Consider the following 15,273-nt stretch of genomic DNA (forward strand, 5'->3'; position numbering starts at 1 on the left):
GGAACTGTTCGTTTTTTGATCAGGTCTTGCTTGTGCATGATTTATTGAGGGTTTTTAGCAGCTGCGCGGTTCATCCACAGCTATCTGAGTTCTGTGGATAAGTCTGTGAAAAAACTTTGGACAGACCGCCGCAGACGGCAGGTTGAAAGCGTTGCGCCATCACGGGCAGATGTCCACAGCAAGCAAAGGTTCCCTGGAACCGACAAGTTGCCCCCAATCTGTGGGGAAAGCCTTGTGGATAAGATGCGCATAGCCTGACGAAAGCCCGCAATCACGGGGCTTTTCAGCGTCTGTACGTTTTTTGACCAGTGGCTGAAACGGTTGTCGACAACGCTTGCGCCGGGCATGCTGCAAGGCCTGCCGAGCACACCCAAGGAGAAGAGCATGACGTCCACCGTATTCATCACTGGCGCGACTTCCGGTTTCGGTGAGGCCACCGCCCGCCGTTTCGCCGATGCTGGCTGGAAGCTGGTGCTCACCGGTCGCCGCAAGGAGCGCCTGGATGCGCTGTGCCAAGAACTCTCGGCCAAGACCGAGGTGCATGGGCTGGTGGTCGATGTCCGTGATCGCCAGGCCATGGAGGCCGCCATCGCCAGCCTGCCGCCGAGCTTCGACAAGCTCCAGGGCCTGGTCAACAATGCCGGCCTGGCACTGGGTGTGGATGCGGCGCAGAACTGCAGCCTGGACGACTGGGAAACCATGGTCGACACCAACATCAAGGGCCTGATGTACACCACCCGCTTGCTGTTGCCGCGCCTGATCGCCCACGGGCGCGGCGCGTCGATCCTCAATGTCGGTTCGGTGGCAGGCAATTACCCGTACCCGGGCGCGAATGTGTATGGCGGCACCAAGGCCTTCGTCGGCCAGTTCTCGCTGAGCCTGCGCTGCGACCTGCGCGGCACTGGCGTGCGGGTCAGCAACATCGAGCCGGGGCTGTGCGAAAGCGAGTTCTCGCTGGTGCGTTTCGGCGGCGACCAGGCCAAGTACGACGCCACCTACGCTGGCGCCGAGCCGATCCAGCCGCAGGACATCGCCGAGACCATCTTCTGGATCCTCAACCAGCCGGCGCATATCAATATCAACAGCCTTGAGCTGATGCCAGTGAGCCAGGACTGGGCAGGGTTCTCGATCGACCGGTCGGCAAAAGGCTGATTCGCCGATGATCGCGGGGCAAGTCGCATCGGCGCACCGCCCCGCGATAGCGTCAGATCAGGCGCTGCAGACCTTCGAGGCAGGTCGCCAAATGATAGGGCGTGGTTGATGGCATGTCATGGCGGCTCACTGCCCCCTCGCCATCGCGGCACTCATGCCAGCCGCCTTCATGCAGGAAGCGTGACTCCAGCGCCGTGAGTTGCTCCAGCAGCCGCGTCTCGCTTCCCGGTCGCAGGGCCAGTGCCCGCAGGTACTCCGCCTGGGCCCAGATACGCTGTGTCGCGTCGATCACCTTGCCGTCCACATCCAGCATCGCCAGTACCGCAGCATCCTTCACGCCGCACTGTTCGGCGAAGTCGAAGGCCCGCTCGATGGAGGCATGCAGCGCAGTACCGCGCAGCAACTCGGAAGTGTCGAGCAGGTAGAACCATTCGAACTGGTGGCCCGGCTCGAACCAGTTATCCACAGCCCCGCGCGGCTTCTCCAGCATCAGGCCATGGGCCGGTTCGACGAACTGCGCCTGCAGCGCTTCGCACAGCTGCAGCAGCGAATCGCGAACGTCGTCGTCCTCACGTACGGCCAGCACCTGCAGGAAGGCCTCGGCCAGGTGCATCTGCGGGTTCTGCAGCGGGCCGCTGCCCAGGTCTGACCAGTCCTCACCCAGGCTGGCCTCGTACAGGCCATCGTCGCGGGCGAACTGCTCGTGGATCACCTCGAGGGCGCCATTGAGCGTGGCTTCCACCAGCCCTTCGCCGACCTTGCCCAGGTAATGGGCGCAGGCGAAGACGATGAAAGCGTGGGTGTAGAGGTCCTTGCGCCGGTCCAGCGGCTTGCCCTGGGCGTCGATGCTGTAGAACCAGCCGCCATGTTCGGCGTCATGGAAGTGCTTCTGCAACGAACGGAACAATGCCGCGGCGCGTTCGGCCGCGCCAGGTTGTTCGATGCGGCTGCTGAACAGGTACAGCTGGCGGGCGCAGGCCATGGCCCGGTAGCGTTGCACCGGCAGTGGCCGGTGCTGGGTGTCCAGGGCTTCGTACGGCAGGGCCATGTCGGCGTTCCAGCCCGGGCCTTGCCACAGCGGCACGATGCGCTCGGCGAAGTGCTGTTGGAAATGGGTCAGTGCGGGACGGGGGTCGGACATGGTGGCGCTCGTGGACGATCGGGCAGGGCGCCATGGTAGCAGAAGTGACAAGGGGTTCGTGGGGCACCGCCGCTGCCACGATCCGGCCTGGGCGAAAATCTCAGCCGGGATTGCCCAGGCCCTGCCAGTGCCGCGCACCGACGAAGATGAAGCGCAGCTGCTGAGTGATCTTTTCCTGTGCCGTCAGCGCCTGTGCATGGCCTGGTTCGGGGCTGTCGATCAGCTCGGGCAGGGTGGCGAACACGGTCTTGACCACCAGGTCGGCCATCACCGCCAGGGCGGCGCCGTCCAGGTGCCGCCAGCGCGGCATGCGCGCAAGGTCGGTGGCCAGGTCGCTGCTGATGTCCTGGCGCAGGCGGGCGATGGCCTGGCGCACCGGTTGCGAGCCGCCGTACTGCTCGCGGGCGAGGAACAGGAATTGCGCGCGGTGGGCGGCGACCACGTCGAGGAAGATGCGCACCGAGGCATCGGTGATGCCACCCAGTTCGAATTCGTTATGGCGCACCAGGCGGATGGTCTGGCGGAAGGTGGTATCCACCTCGGCGACCAGGGCCAGGCCCAGAGCGTCCATGTCGGGGAAGTGGCGGTAGAAACCGGTGGGCACGATGCCGGCGGCCTTGGCCACCTCGCGCAGGCTGATGCTGCCGAAACCCCGGCCGCTCTCCATGAGCAGGCAGGCGGCATCCAGCAGGGCCTGGCGGGTTTGTAGCTTCTGTTCGGCGCGCGGCAGCATGGGGCAGGCTTCTATGACTGTACGGCTGGGCATTCTGGATAGAAAAACGAAGCCCGGTCAATGGACCGGGCTTGGAGGGGAGCAGCTACCGTACGGAGGGTTGTTGTTTTCGGCCATGGCGATCAGCTCACACGGCTGAGTTCGACCAGGCGATCCGAGCCACCCTCGGCTACACGGTTGTTGCGTTCGTTGAGGCGATCGGAACCACCTTCGGCGACACGGTCGTTGCGTTCGATCAGGCGATCGGAACCACCTTCGGCGACACGGTCATTGCGTTCGATCAGGCGATCCGAACCACCCTCGGCGACACGGTCATTGCGTTCGATCAGGCGATCAGAGCCACCTTCGGCAACACGGTTGTTACGTTCGAGCAGGCGTTCGGCACCGCCTTCGGCCACGCGGCCTGCGCGTTCCTGCAGGCGCTCGGCGCCACCTTCTGCCAGGGTGTTCAGTGGTTGGCTGACGGTGATGGCGCTGGAGCGCGATTCGGCGCTCAGGTGCTGGTCTTCGGCTGGCAGGGCGAAGGCGTTGGCAGCAAGTACGGACAGGGTCAGGCTCAGCAGCAGATGGCGTTTCATGATTCGGTGCTCCTCTGGGGGGCTGGAAAGTGGGTACGGAGCCAATGCTACGCCCGGTAACTCCAGAGAAAAGTTCATCAGGATAATGGTAACAATCGACGGCATTGATACTGTGCGTGGAGCGCTCTGGCTCAATGTTTTCGGCGATGCGCCGAGTATTGAGGCACGCCGATTCCCCGGTAACACTGCCACGCTCCGTAGACCAAAAGCTGAGAAAATCGTCAGGAAAATCTTGGTTATCATGCTGCGCGGATTAAACCCGGCGGGTTTTCATCAGTCCGACATAATGAGTGCCATCGTCGCGCCGCCTTCCATGCAGTCAGGAGAATCACGCAATGACGCGCCCTGCCAGAATCATCGTCTGGACCTTCGCCACCCTGGCCACCCTGTTGGCAATCCTGGTGGTGGTGATCGCCACCTTCGACTGGAACCGCGTCAAGCCGCTGCTCAACGAGAAAGTCTCCGAAGCCCTGCACCGGCCTTTCGCGATCAACGGCAACCTCGCGGTGCACTGGCGCACCGAACCCGAGGAGGGCGGCTGGCGTGCCTTCGTGCCCTGGCCGCACTTCACCGCCGAAAATCTCACCCTGGGCAACCCCGAATGGCTCAAGGAACCGCGCATGGTGGGCCTGGAGCGGGTGGATTTTCGCCTGGCGCCGTTGCCGCTGATCGTCCAGCGCATCAGCATTCCGCGTATCGACCTGGTCAAGCCCAGTGCCAGCCTCACCCGCCTGGCCGATGGCCGGGCCAACTGGGTATTCGACTTCGGGCCCAAGGATGAGCACGAGGAGCCGTCGAAGTGGGTGCTGGACATCGGCGCGATCGGCTTCGACCAGGGCAATGTCAGCTTCGACGACCAGACCCTGAAAACCAGCATGAAAGTGCAGGTCGACCCGCTGGGCAAGCCGATTCCGTTCAGCGACATCGTCGGCAAGGCCCGCGCCGAGAAGGCCGGCAACGCCCAGGACTATGCCTTCGGCTTCAAGGCCCAGGGGCGCTACAAGGGCCAGGCAGTGGCCGGCACCGGCAAGATCGGCGGCCTGCTGGCGCTGCAGGATGCCAGCCAACCCTTCCCGCTGCAGGCCGACGTGCGCATCGGCGATACCCATGTCGTCCTTGCCGGTACCCTGACCGATCCGCGCAGCCTGGGTGCCCTCGACCTGCGCCTGAAACTCTCCGGCAGCAGCCTGGGCAACCTCTACCCGCTGACCGGCGTGACCCTGCCCGACACGCCACCCTACGCCACCGACGGCCACCTGAGCGCCAACCTGCATGCCGCCGAGGGCGCGCATTTCCGCTATGAAGGCTTCAACGGCAAGATCGGCGACAGTGATATCCACGGCGACCTGGCCTTCGTCGCCAGCCAGCCCCGGCCAAAACTGTCCGGCAACCTGGTCTCCAATCAACTGCTGTTCAAGGACCTGGCACCGCTGATCGGCGCCGACTCCAACGCCGAGCAGAAGGCCCGCGGCGGCGCCAGCAAGCAGCCGGCCAACAAGGTGTTGCCGGTAGAGGAGTTCCGCACCGAGCGCTGGCGGACGATGGATGCCGACGTGACCTTCGCCGGCAAGCGCATCGTGCACAGCGAGAAACTGCCGTTCAATGACCTGTCTGCCCACGTGATTCTCGAGGACGGCCTGCTGCGCCTGGAACCGCTGCGCTTCGGCGTGGCCGGGGGCAACCTCGATTCCAACATCCGCCTGGACGGGCGCAGCACGCCGATGCAGGGGCGCGCCCAGCTCACCGCCCGGGGCTTCAAGCTCAAGCAGTTGTTCCCCAGCTTCGCGCCCATGCAGACCAGCTTCGGCGAGCTCAACGGCGACGCCGATATCAGTGGCCGGGGCAACTCGGTGGCGGCGCTACTCGGCACTTCCAACGGCGACCTGCGCCTGCTGATCAACGATGGCGCCATCAGCCGCAGTCTGATGGAGATCGCCGGGCTCAACGTGGGCAACTACGTGATCGGCAAGCTGTTTGGCGATGAGGAAGTGAAGATCAACTGTGCCGCGGCCGATGTCGGCATCAAGGAGGGCCTGGCGACCACCCGCCTGTTCGTTTTCGATACCGAGAACGCGATCATCTACATTAACGGCACGGCCAATTTCGCCAGCGAGCAACTGGATCTGAAGATCACCCCGGAATCGAAAGGGTTGCGGCTGTTCTCGCTGCGCTCGCCGTTGTATGTGCGCGGGCCGTTTGCCAAGCCCAGTGCCGGCGTGCAGGCAGTACCGCTGGCTTTGCGCGGTGCGGGGATGGTGGCCTTGGGTGTGGTGGCGGGGCCGGCGGCGGGATTGCTGGCGCTGATCGCGCCGAGCAGCGGCGATGTGCCCAACCAGTGCACGCCGTTGTTGCAGCAGATGCGCGCCGGCAAGGCGCCGGCGGCGGTGAAGGCCAAGAAGTAGGGCCGCTTTGCGGCCCGATCGCTCCCACAGTTATCACCGATCGCCTGTGGGAGCCGGCTTGCCGGCGATTGGGGCGCACAGCGCCCCCAACACTACAAGCCCTGCAACAGATCCGACATATCGTCGGCGTGCTCTTCTTCCTGGGCCAGGATGTCTTCGAAGATGCGCCGCGTGGTCGGGTCTTTATCGCCGATGTACTGGATGATCTCGCGGTAGCTGTCAATGGCGATCCGTTCGGCCACCAGATCCTCCAGCACCATCTCCTTCAATGAACTGCCCGCCACGTACTGGGCATGGGAATTCTTGGTCAGGTTGTCGGGGTTGAAGTCCGGCTCGCCGCCCAGCTGTACAATGCGTTCGGCCAGCTTGTCGGCATGCTCGGCTTCCTGGGTGGCGTGCTCGAGGAATTCGGCGGCGGCGACGCTGGCCTTGATACCGCTGGCCATGAAGTAGTGACGCTTGTAGCGCAGCACGCAGACCAGCTCGGTGGCCAGCGACTCGTTGAGCAGGCGCAGGATCTTCTCGCGATCGGCGTGGTAACCCTCGGTCACCGCGCCTTGCTCGACATGCTGGCGGGCACGTTCGCGCAGGGTTTTCACATCGGTCAGTTCAACGCTCATGTTCATCTCCGAAAGGATCAGGGTGGTCATGGGGTGTCATGCGCCGTGGACGGCGTCGCTGTCTTCCTGGCGTTGCTTGCAGGTCTTGAAACCCTTGGCGTCGACATGGCCGGTGGCGTCGAAGCGCACGTAATAGGGCTGTTGCTGGCCATCGCGGTTGAGGATGTAGTCGTTGCAGGTGCCGCCGTGGGGCAGGTCGCTGACATTCGACGGGCTGCCGCCGATGGCGATGACCTTCTGCATGGTCATGCCGTGCTCCACCTGCTTGACCAGCGGCTCGTCGCGGTAGGTGACGTAGTCCACCGGGTTTTCCGGGCGGCTGCCGCAGGCGGCGAGGGTCGCGCTTGCCAGAAGGATGGCCAGGGTGTGCTTGTACATGGTCCCGCTCCTTGCTCAGGGTCTGTTCTGCTTGGAACCGCGCAGCGCGCCGGGAGTTCGATTGCGAATGACGCAGGGCACGCTGTAGTGTGGGCCGGTCGTCCATGGAAAAGGGCAGGGTGATGAGTCAGGAACTGGCCACGCGTTATCCACTGGTGCTGGTGCCGGGCATGCTCGGTTTCGTGCGGGCACTGCTGTATCCCTACTGGTTCGGCATCGTCCCGGCATTGCGCCGGGGCGGCGCGCAGGTATATCCGGTGCAGATATCGCCGCTGCATTCCAGTGAGGTGCGCGGCGAGCAGCTGTTGATCATCATCGAGGATATCTGCCAGCGGACGGGGGTCGAGAAGGTCAACCTGATCGGCCACAGCCAGGGCGCGCTCAGTGCCCGCTATGCGGCGGCGAAGCGGCCAGACCGGGTGGCCTCGGTGACTTCGGTGGCCGGCCCCAACCATGGCTCGGAGCTGGCCGACCACCTTGAACGCACGGCGCCGGGCGACTCTGCCAAGGGGCGCATCCTCAAGGCCGTGCTGCATGGTTTCGCCGTGCTGCTGGGCTGGCTGGAGACCGGCTGGCGCCGGGATCCGCTGCCGATCGACGTGCATGCCTCGCACCAGTCGCTGACCAGCGCCGGGGTGGCGCTGTTCAACCAGGCTTATCCACAGGGGCTGCCCGAGGTCTGGGGCGGCGAGGGGCCGGCCGAGGTGAACGGCGTGCGTTACTACTCCTGGTCAGGCACCTTGCAGCCGGGCCGCACCGACCAGGGCTTGAACCGCTTCGACGGCAGCAATCGCTTCTGCCGCTTGTTTGCCCGCAGCTTCGTGCGCGAGAAGGGCCACTGCGACGGCATGGTCGGGCGCTTCAGCTCGCACCTGGGCCAGGTGATCGGCGACGACTATCCGCTCGACCACCTGGACATCGTCAACCAGTCCCTCGGCGCGGTGGGCAAGGGCGCCGAACCGGTGCGGCTGTTCACCGAACATGCCGCACGGCTCAAGGCCGCGGGGGTGTGACCGTGCGCCGTACTGGCGTTGTCCAGCGCTCGGCCAGCAGCACGCCGACCAGTGTCAGCAAGCCGCCGACCAGGTGATAACTGGCCAGTTGCTCGTCCAGCACCACGGCGGCGATCACCGCCGTGACCACCGGCAGCAGGTTGAAGAACAGCGTGGTGCGGCTCGGGCCCAGGCGATGCACGGCCTGCATCCATACTCGCGGCGCGACCATCGAGGCCAGCAGGCCGGCATACAGCACCAGGCCGAGGTTGTGGCCGTTCAGCCCGGTCTTCGGTGACAGCACGAACAGCGGCAGCAGCACCAGGATCGCCACCAGCACCTGCAGGTAGAGCAATTGCAGCGGCGGCAGGCGCAGCTGCCATTTCTTCAGCAGGAAGCTGTACAGCGCATAGGCGAGGGTGGCCACCAGCATCATCAGGTCGCCACTGTTCAGGCCCTGGTGCAGCAGCGTGCCGGGCTGCCCGGCCGAGACGACTTCAAGCACGCCGAAGAACGACACGATCGCGCCCAGCAGCGCGCCGTAGCTCAGGCGCTGGCCCAGCCAGGCGATGGACAGGGCCAGTGACATCAGCGGCATCAGCGAGAGGATGATGCCCATGTTGGTGGCGCTGGTGATGCTGGCGGCGAAGTACGCCAGGCTCTGGTAGATGGCCATGCCCAGCACGCCCAGCACGAACACCTTGCCCAGGTGCGGGCGGATCGCCGCGCGGTTTCGCCAGACCTGGGGCAGCAGGAACGGCGTGAACAACAGGCCGGCCAGCAACCAGCGGTAGAAGCCGATCTCGGCCGGGAAGATGGCCCCTGCGGACATCTTGGTGACAACGGTGTTGCCGGCCCAGATGAGGATGGCGATGAGGGGGAAGAGGTAGTTCATTGGGACTCTCAAGTAACGGGTGTCCCCTGCAGGAGCGGGCTTGCCTGGTCGTGCAGGGAGGGTGTGACGGCGGGTATTATCGCTTGTCTGCTTGCATGCCTATACTTCCATCCAGACAACCGACCCCGCGAAGCAGACAGCATGGCCCGCAAGTACCTCGACATTCCGCGCTTCGACCAGCTCCCGGCCCCGGTGTACTTTCGCTACGACGAATTCGGTGCCGACACCCACAGCGCCCCGCACCGTCACCCCTGGGGCCAGCTCAACTACGCGTCCCATGGCCTGATGCACCTGGACGTCGAAGGCCAGCGCTTCATCTCGCCGCCGCACTACGCCGTGTGGGTGCCGCCGGATACCGAGCATGGCTGCTACAACCCCCAGGCCATCGTCTACCGCTCGGTCTACCTTGACCGCAGCTTGTGTGCCGGGCTGCCTGCACAACCCTGCAGCCTGGTGATCAGCGACATCCTCAAGGCGATCCTCGGCGACTTCGCCCGCCGCGACCTGCGCATCGCCCGGGACGAGCGTGACCAGCGCCTGGCACAGGTGCTGCTGGACCAGTTGCACCTGGCGCAGACCCAGACCTGCTACCTGCCGTTCGCCCGCAGCGACAGCCTGCGCCAGGTGCTTGAAGGATTGCATGGCGAGCCCGGCGACAACCGCCCGCTGGCCCACTGGGCCGCGCAGGTGCATGTCAGCGAACGCACCCTGGCCCGGCAGTTCCTGCGTGAATTGGGGATGAGCTTCGGCGAATGGCGTTTGCGCCTGCGCTTTCTGCGCGCCATCGAGGCGCTCGAGGCGGGCACCGCGATCCAGGCCATCGCCTTCGACCTCGGCTACAGCAGCGCGTCGGCCTTCATCGCCATGTTCCAGCGCCAGGCCCAGTGCACGCCGGAACAGTACCGACGGCGGGCGCGGACAGAGATGTAAAAATTCTTGTCTACACTCAGCTGCGACGAGCGCGCATCCGGCGCGCAGGCAAGGAGACCACTCCATGAAGCTGCTGCACGTACCCCTGCTGGTGTTGGGCATGTTGATCGCGGGGCAAGGATTCGCCGCCACCGCGCAACAGGAAAAGATGAAGACCTGCAACGCCGACGCGACCGCCAAGGCGCTCAAGGGCGACGAGCGCAAGGCGTTCATGAGCACTTGCCTCAAGGCCAAGCCTGCCGCCACCCAGCAGGAGAAGATGAAGACCTGTAACGCCGATGCCACCACCAAGGCGCTCAAGGGCGACGAGCGCAAGACCTTCATGAGCGACTGCCTGAAGAAGAAATGACCTGCGCCTATGCCTCTGCCGTGAAGGCTGGCAGACTGCGGGACTTTCCGCTGTCTGCCGTCGAGGCTGTATGACCTTCACCCCCCGCCAGGTCACCCTGGCCAGCTGGATCATCGTCATGGCCGGCCTGTTGCTGGCGCTGCCCCTGAAGCTGCTGCCGAGCCTGCTCGCCGGCCTGCTGGTGTTCGAGCTGGTCAACATGCTCACCCCCAGGCTGCAGCCGCTGATCGCCGGGCAGCGTGCGCGCTGGCTGGCGGTGGCGCTGCTCGGCACATTGGTGGTGAGCACGCTCACCCTGCTGATTGCCGGCGCCTTCAGTTTCCTCCTGCACGAGGCCGAGAACCCCGGCGCCTCGCTGGACAAGTTCATGGGCCTGGTCGAGCGTGCCCGTGGCCAGTTGCCGCCGTTCATCGAAGCCTACCTGCCGGCCAGCGCCGCCGAGTTCAAGGTGGCCATCGGCGAGTGGATCAAGAGCCACCTGAGCGACCTGCAGCTGGTCGGCAAGGGCATGGCGCACATGTTCGTGACCCTGTTGATCGGCATGATCCTCGGCGCCATCGTCGCCCTGCAGCGCATCCCCGACATTTCCCGGCGCAAGCCCCTGGCCGCGGCCTTGTTCGAGCGCCTGAGCCTGCTGGTGCAGGCGTTTCGCAACATCGTCTTCGCGCAGATCAAGATCTCGTTGCTCAACACCTTCTTCACCGGCATCTTCCTTGCCGTGGTGCTGCCGCTGTTCGGCGTGCACCTGCCGCTGACGAAGACCCTGATCGTGCTGACCTTCCTGCTAGGGCTGCTGCCGGTGATCGGCAACCTGATGTCCAACACCCTGATCACCATCGTCGGCCTGTCGCTGTCGATCTGGGTGGCGATGGCGGCGCTGGGGTACTTGATCGTTATCCACAAGGTCGAGTATTTCCTCAACGCGCGGATCGTCGGCGGCCAGATCAGTGCCAAGGCCTGGGAGCTGTTGCTGGCGATGCTGGTGTTCGAGGCGGCGTTCGGCCTGCCGGGGGTGGTGGCGGGGCCGATCTACTACGCCTACCTGAAGAGCGAGTTGAAGCGGGCTGAGCTGGTCTGAGGATCACCGGGGCCGCAAAGCGGCCCCAAATCGATCAGAGCACGCCGTAGCGCTTGCGCGCCTCGATCGCCAGACCGCTGCCGATGCTGCCGAAGATATTGCCTTCCACATGCCGCGCATTGGGCAGCATCGCCGCCACGCTGTTGCGCAGCGCCGGAATGCCGCTGGAGCCCCCGGTGAAGAACACCGTGTCCACCTGGCTTTCGCTCACGCCCGCCTTGGCCAGCAGTTCACTCACGCTGCCGCGCACGCGCTCGAGCAAACCGTCAATTGCATCTTCGAACAGTGCCCGGGTCAGCTCGGCCGACAGCTGCGGCTCGATCCGGCCAAAGTCGATGCTCCGGCTGTCGCGCTCGGTCAGCTCGATCTTGCTGGCCTCCACCTCCATCGCCAGCCAGTGCCCGGCGCGCTGCTCGATCAGCTTGAACAGGCGGTCGATACCCAGGGTGTCCTCGATGTCGTAGCGCATGCTGCCCAGGGCCAGCTGCGACTTCTGCGCATACAGGGCGTTGATGGTGTGCCAGGTGGCCAGGTTGAGGTGGTAGCTGGTGGGCATCAGCGCGCCGCTTTTCATCCGGCTGCCATAGCCGAACAGCGGCATCACACCCTGCAGGCTCAGCTGCTTGTCGAAGTCGGTACCGCCGATGTGCACGCCGCCGGTGGCGAGGATGTCGTCCTGGCGCTCGGCCACCAGGTGGCGCTCGGGCGACAGGCGGATCAGGGTAAAGTCCGAGGTACCACCGCCGATATCCACAATCAGCACCAGCTCTTCACGGCTGATGCCCGACTCGTAGTCGAACGCCGCAGCGATCGGCTCGTACTGGAACGACACGTCCTTGAAGCCGATCTTGCGCGCAACTTCCGCCAGGGTATCCTCGGCCTCCTGGTCGGCGGCCGGGTCTTCGTCGACGAAAAATACCGGGCGGCCGAGCACCACCTGGTCGAATTCGCGGCCGGCATCGGCTTCGGCGCGCTTTTTCAGCTCGCCGATGAACATGCCCAGCAGGTCCTTGAACGGCAGGGCGCTGCCCAGCACGCTGGTGTCGTGCTTGATCAGCTTGGAGCCCAGCAGGCTCTTGAGCGAGCGCATCAGGCGGCCTTCGTAGCCTTCCAGGTACTCGTGCAGGGCCAGGCGGCCATATACCGGGCGACGTTCCTCGATATTGAAGAAGACCACCGACGGCAGGGTGATCTTGCCGTCTTCCAGGGCGATCAGCGATTCGGCGCCAGGGCGGTGCCAGCCGACCGTGGAGTTGGAGGTACCGAAGTCGATGCCGAGGGCACGGGCCGGGGATACGTCAGACATGGAGAAAGCTTCCGGAGGCAAAACGGCCGCGCAGTTTATGCCGTTCTGCGGCTAAATCAAGACCGGTCGTCTGCGATAGCGCAACCCCGGATGAGCCTTGAAAGGCTATGCTTGACCCCAATCTTCAGTAGCAATACGTACATTCACATCGGTGATCCATAGATGGACTTCAAAGACTATTACAAGATACTCGGCGTCGAGGCGAGCGCGGACGACAAGGCGATCAAGGCCGCGTACCGCAAGCTCGCGCGCAAGTATCACCCCGACGTCAGCAAGGAGCGTGACGCCGAGGACAAGTTCAAGGAGGCCAACGAGGCCTACGAAGTGCTTGGCGACAAGGACAAGCGCGCCGAGTACGACGAGATCCGCAAATACGGCGGCCAGCATGGCCGGCCGTTCCAGGCGCCGCCTGGCTGGGAGTCTCGCAGCGGTGGTGGCGGTGGTTTCGAAGGTGGCGATTTTTCCGATTTCTTCAGCTCGATCTTCGGCGCCCGGGGTGGCAACCCCTTCGGTGGCGGCGGTGGCCGGCAACAACGCAGTGCCGGCAGGCGAGGGCAGGACGTGGAACTGGAACTGGCGGTGTTCCTCGAGGAAACCCTGAACAAGGAATCCAAGCAGATCAGCTTCCAGGTGCCGCAGACCAACGCTGCCGGCCAGCGCACCGGGTTCACCACCAAGACCCTGAACGTGAAGATCCCCGCCGGGGTGACCGACGGCGAGCGCATCCGCCTCAAGGGCCAGGGCGCGCCGGGCGTGGGCGGCGGGGCCAACGGCGATTTGTTCCTGACCATCCGCATGGCACCGCACCCGTTGTTCGATGTCGAAGGTCATGACCTGATCATTACCGTGCCGCTGGCACCGTGGGAGGCGGCACTCGGCGCCAAGGTGGCCGTGCCGACTTTGACCGGCAAGATCAACCTGACCATCCGTCCCGACAGCCAGAGCGGCCAGCGCCTGCGGGTCAAGGGCATGGGCCTGTTGAACAAGCAGGGCGAGCGCGGCGACCTGTACGCCCAGCTGAAGGTAGTGATGCCTGCCCAATCCGATGACGCAGCGCGCGCATTGTGGACCCAGCTCTCCGAGAAAGCCGCGTTCAACCCGAGGACTCAATGGAGTAAGTGATCATGAGCAGCACCCTGATCGTTCAACTGGACATGCGTACCCTTTGCCAGGAAGCCGACCTCACGGCCGATTGCGTGATCGAGATCGTCGAGCACGGCATCGTTGAACCTTCGGGGCGAACGCCGGAGGAATGGGTGTTCGACGACCGCGCGCCGGTCACCCTCAAGCGTGCGGTGAAGCTGCATGATCAGCTGGAGCTGGAGTGGGAAGGGGTGGCCCTGGCGCTTGAGCTGCTGGAAGAGGTCCAGCAGTTGCGCAGCGAGAACCACATGCTGCGCCAACGGTTGGGCCGGTTTACCCAGATGTAAACGTTGTGGGGCCGCACGGCGGCCCCTCGGGCTTCACGGCTGTGCCCCAGGATCGAGCATCAATTGCATGAAGGTCAGGTCCAGCCACCGGCCGAACTTCACCCCTACCTGCGGCATCTGCCCGGTCACCACGAACCCCAACCGCTCGTGCAGGCGCACCGACGCGGCATTGCCGCTCTCGATGGCGGCGACCATCACATGCTTGCCACAGCCCCTGGCCCGTTCGACCAGCGCTTCCATCAGCACCGGGCCCAGACCTTTGCCGCGCTGGTCTGCACGGATGTACACCGAATGTTCGACCGTATGGCGGAAGCCCTCGAAGGGGCGCCAGTCGCCGAACGAGGCGTAACCCAGCACGCCGCTGTCATCCACCGCGACCAGGATTGGATAACCCTGCTGCGCGCGGGCCTCGAACCAGGCCAGGCGATTGGCCAGGTCCACCGGGGTTTCGTTCCAGATCGCCGTGGTGTTGGCCACGGCGTCGTTGTAGATGTCGAGGATGCCCGGCACGTCGTCGATCAGGGCGTCGTGGATCTGGTAACTCATGACAGCGTCTCGCAAGGGAAGTGGTTGCAGATTAAATGGTAACCAGGCCGCGCACACCTTCAGCCTGCATGTTTTCGCCGCGGCCGCGCTGGACGATCTCGCCGCGGGCCATGACCAGGTACTGGTCGGCCAGTTCCTCGGCGAAATCGTAGAACTGCTCCACCAGCAGGATGGCCATGTCGCCACGGTCGGCGAGCTTGCGGATCACCGCGCCGATCTCCTTGATCACCGACGGCTGGATGCCTTCGGTAGGTTCGTCGAGGATCAACAGGCGCGGGCGGCTGGCCAGGGCGCGGCCGATGGCCAACTGTTGCTGCTGGCCGCCAGAGAGGTCGCCGCCACGGCGTTGTTTCATCTGCTCCAGCACCGGGAACAGTTCGTAGATGAAGGCCGGCACATCCCGTGCCTCGCGGGCGGGGAAGCGCGACAGGCCCATCAGCAGGTTTTCCTCGACAGTCAGGCGCGGGAAGATCTCGCGGCCCTGGGGCACGTAGGCGATACCGGCCTGGACCCGTTGCTGGGGCTTGAGCGTGGTGATCGGCTTGCCTTCCCATTCCACGTGGCCCTCGCGGGCTGGCAGCAGGCCCATCAGGCAGCGCAGCAGGGTGGTCTTGCCCACGCCGTTGCGGCCCAGCAGGCAGGTGACCTCGCCGACCTTGGCCTCGAAGGACAGGCCGCGCAGGATGTGGCTGCCGCCGTAGTACTGGTGCAGGGTGTCGATTTTCAGCATGTCATGTCCCTGT

General features: G+C 64.7%; 17 protein-coding genes. 8 read left to right on the forward strand and 9 right to left on the reverse strand.

Going from position 1 to position 15,273, the window contains the following annotated elements; all coding sequences use genetic code 11:
- Nucleotides 1-384: 384 nt before the first annotated feature.
- Nucleotides 385-1,152: an SDR family oxidoreductase gene (locus AC3WL2_RS20375; protein WP_023629361.1), complete on the forward strand. Its 768-nt coding sequence runs from the start codon at nucleotides 385-387 to the stop codon at nucleotides 1,150-1,152.
- Between the two features lie 52 nt (nucleotides 1,153-1,204).
- Here AC3WL2_RS20375 and AC3WL2_RS20380 read toward each other — a convergent pair whose 3' ends face one another.
- The 3 genes from AC3WL2_RS20380 to AC3WL2_RS20390 form a co-directional block, all read right to left on the reverse strand.
- Nucleotides 1,205-2,293: an AGE family epimerase/isomerase gene (locus tag AC3WL2_RS20380; RefSeq protein ID WP_102683957.1), complete on the reverse strand. Its 1,089-nt coding sequence runs from the start codon at nucleotides 2,291-2,293 to the stop codon at nucleotides 1,205-1,207.
- A 100-nt stretch (nucleotides 2,294-2,393) separates the two neighbouring features.
- A complete protein-coding gene (locus AC3WL2_RS20385) occupies nucleotides 2,394-3,026 on the reverse strand; it encodes a TetR family transcriptional regulator (protein ID WP_102683958.1) in 633 nt (210 codons plus the stop codon).
- Between the two features lie 122 nt (nucleotides 3,027-3,148).
- Nucleotides 3,149-3,604 carry a phage infection protein gene (locus AC3WL2_RS20390; RefSeq protein WP_102683959.1) on the reverse strand — a complete coding sequence of 152 codons (456 nt, stop codon included), beginning with the start codon at nucleotides 3,602-3,604 and terminating at the stop codon, nucleotides 3,149-3,151.
- A gap of 335 nt (nucleotides 3,605-3,939) precedes the next feature.
- Between AC3WL2_RS20390 and AC3WL2_RS20395 the strand changes: the two genes are divergently transcribed.
- Nucleotides 3,940-6,006, forward strand: coding sequence for an AsmA family protein (locus AC3WL2_RS20395; protein ID WP_102683960.1), 2,067 nt, complete (start codon nucleotides 3,940-3,942; stop codon nucleotides 6,004-6,006).
- A gap of 92 nt (nucleotides 6,007-6,098) precedes the next feature.
- Here the strand turns inward: AC3WL2_RS20395 and AC3WL2_RS20400 are convergent, their stop codons facing one another.
- The gene (locus tag AC3WL2_RS20400; protein ID WP_023631202.1) at nucleotides 6,099-6,656 is read right to left on the reverse strand and encodes a ferritin-like domain-containing protein; all 558 of its coding nucleotides are present in this window, start codon (nucleotides 6,654-6,656) and stop codon (nucleotides 6,099-6,101) included.
- Between the two features lie 6 nt (nucleotides 6,657-6,662).
- The gene (osmE, locus tag AC3WL2_RS20405) at nucleotides 6,663-7,004 is read right to left on the reverse strand and encodes an osmotically-inducible lipoprotein OsmE (protein ID WP_102683961.1); all 342 of its coding nucleotides are present in this window, start codon (nucleotides 7,002-7,004) and stop codon (nucleotides 6,663-6,665) included.
- A gap of 122 nt (nucleotides 7,005-7,126) precedes the next feature.
- On the opposite strand from osmE, the gene AC3WL2_RS20410 reads away from it, so the two are divergent.
- The gene (locus AC3WL2_RS20410; RefSeq protein WP_102683962.1) at nucleotides 7,127-8,017 is read left to right on the forward strand and encodes a lipase family alpha/beta hydrolase; all 891 of its coding nucleotides are present in this window, start codon (nucleotides 7,127-7,129) and stop codon (nucleotides 8,015-8,017) included.
- Here the strand turns inward: AC3WL2_RS20410 and AC3WL2_RS20415 are convergent.
- Complete coding sequence (locus AC3WL2_RS20415; RefSeq protein ID WP_102683963.1) at nucleotides 7,998-8,891, reverse strand: DMT family transporter; 894 nt, start codon at nucleotides 8,889-8,891, stop codon at nucleotides 7,998-8,000. The two genes, AC3WL2_RS20410 and AC3WL2_RS20415, sit on opposite strands and share 20 nt — an antisense overlap.
- Nucleotides 8,892-9,032: 141 nt before the next feature.
- Here AC3WL2_RS20415 and AC3WL2_RS20420 point away from each other — a divergent pair, with 141 nt between their 5' ends.
- From AC3WL2_RS20420 to AC3WL2_RS20430, 3 genes are all read left to right on the forward strand, one after another.
- Nucleotides 9,033-9,821, forward strand: coding sequence for an AraC family transcriptional regulator (locus AC3WL2_RS20420; protein WP_102683964.1), 789 nt, complete (start codon nucleotides 9,033-9,035; stop codon nucleotides 9,819-9,821).
- Nucleotides 9,822-9,885: 64 nt separating this feature from the next.
- Entirely contained in the window at nucleotides 9,886-10,170 is a 285-nt protein-coding gene (locus tag AC3WL2_RS20425) for a PsiF family protein (RefSeq protein ID WP_046854024.1), read from the forward strand.
- Between the two features lie 70 nt (nucleotides 10,171-10,240).
- Nucleotides 10,241-11,248 (forward strand): AI-2E family transporter, encoded by a 1,008-nt coding sequence (locus AC3WL2_RS20430; RefSeq protein WP_046854025.1) that lies wholly within the window; start codon nucleotides 10,241-10,243, stop codon nucleotides 11,246-11,248.
- Between the two features lie 34 nt (nucleotides 11,249-11,282).
- Here the strand turns inward: AC3WL2_RS20430 and AC3WL2_RS20435 are convergent, their stop codons facing one another.
- Nucleotides 11,283-12,554, reverse strand: a complete 1,272-nt coding sequence (locus AC3WL2_RS20435; RefSeq protein ID WP_046854026.1) for an Hsp70 family protein — start codon at nucleotides 12,552-12,554, stop codon at nucleotides 11,283-11,285.
- Between the two features lie 162 nt (nucleotides 12,555-12,716).
- On the opposite strand from AC3WL2_RS20435, the gene cbpA reads away from it, so the two are divergent.
- Together cbpA and AC3WL2_RS20445 are read left to right on the forward strand one after the other, a co-directional pair.
- Nucleotides 12,717-13,676, forward strand: coding sequence for a curved DNA-binding protein (gene cbpA, locus AC3WL2_RS20440; protein ID WP_102683965.1), 960 nt, complete (start codon nucleotides 12,717-12,719; stop codon nucleotides 13,674-13,676).
- A 2-nt stretch (nucleotides 13,677-13,678) separates the two neighbouring features.
- Complete coding sequence (locus tag AC3WL2_RS20445) at nucleotides 13,679-13,984, forward strand: chaperone modulator CbpM (protein WP_023630087.1); 306 nt, start codon at nucleotides 13,679-13,681, stop codon at nucleotides 13,982-13,984.
- A gap of 33 nt (nucleotides 13,985-14,017) precedes the next feature.
- Here the strand turns inward: AC3WL2_RS20445 and AC3WL2_RS20450 are convergent, their stop codons facing one another.
- Nucleotides 14,018-14,530, reverse strand: a complete 513-nt coding sequence (locus tag AC3WL2_RS20450) for a GNAT family N-acetyltransferase (RefSeq protein ID WP_102683966.1) — start codon at nucleotides 14,528-14,530, stop codon at nucleotides 14,018-14,020.
- A 31-nt stretch (nucleotides 14,531-14,561) separates the two neighbouring features.
- A complete protein-coding gene (urtE, locus tag AC3WL2_RS20455) occupies nucleotides 14,562-15,260 on the reverse strand; it encodes an urea ABC transporter ATP-binding subunit UrtE (RefSeq protein WP_102683967.1) in 699 nt (232 codons plus the stop codon).
- Between the last annotated feature and the right edge of the window lie 13 nt (nucleotides 15,261-15,273).

Source organism: Pseudomonas sp. FW305-96, assembly GCF_058783825.1.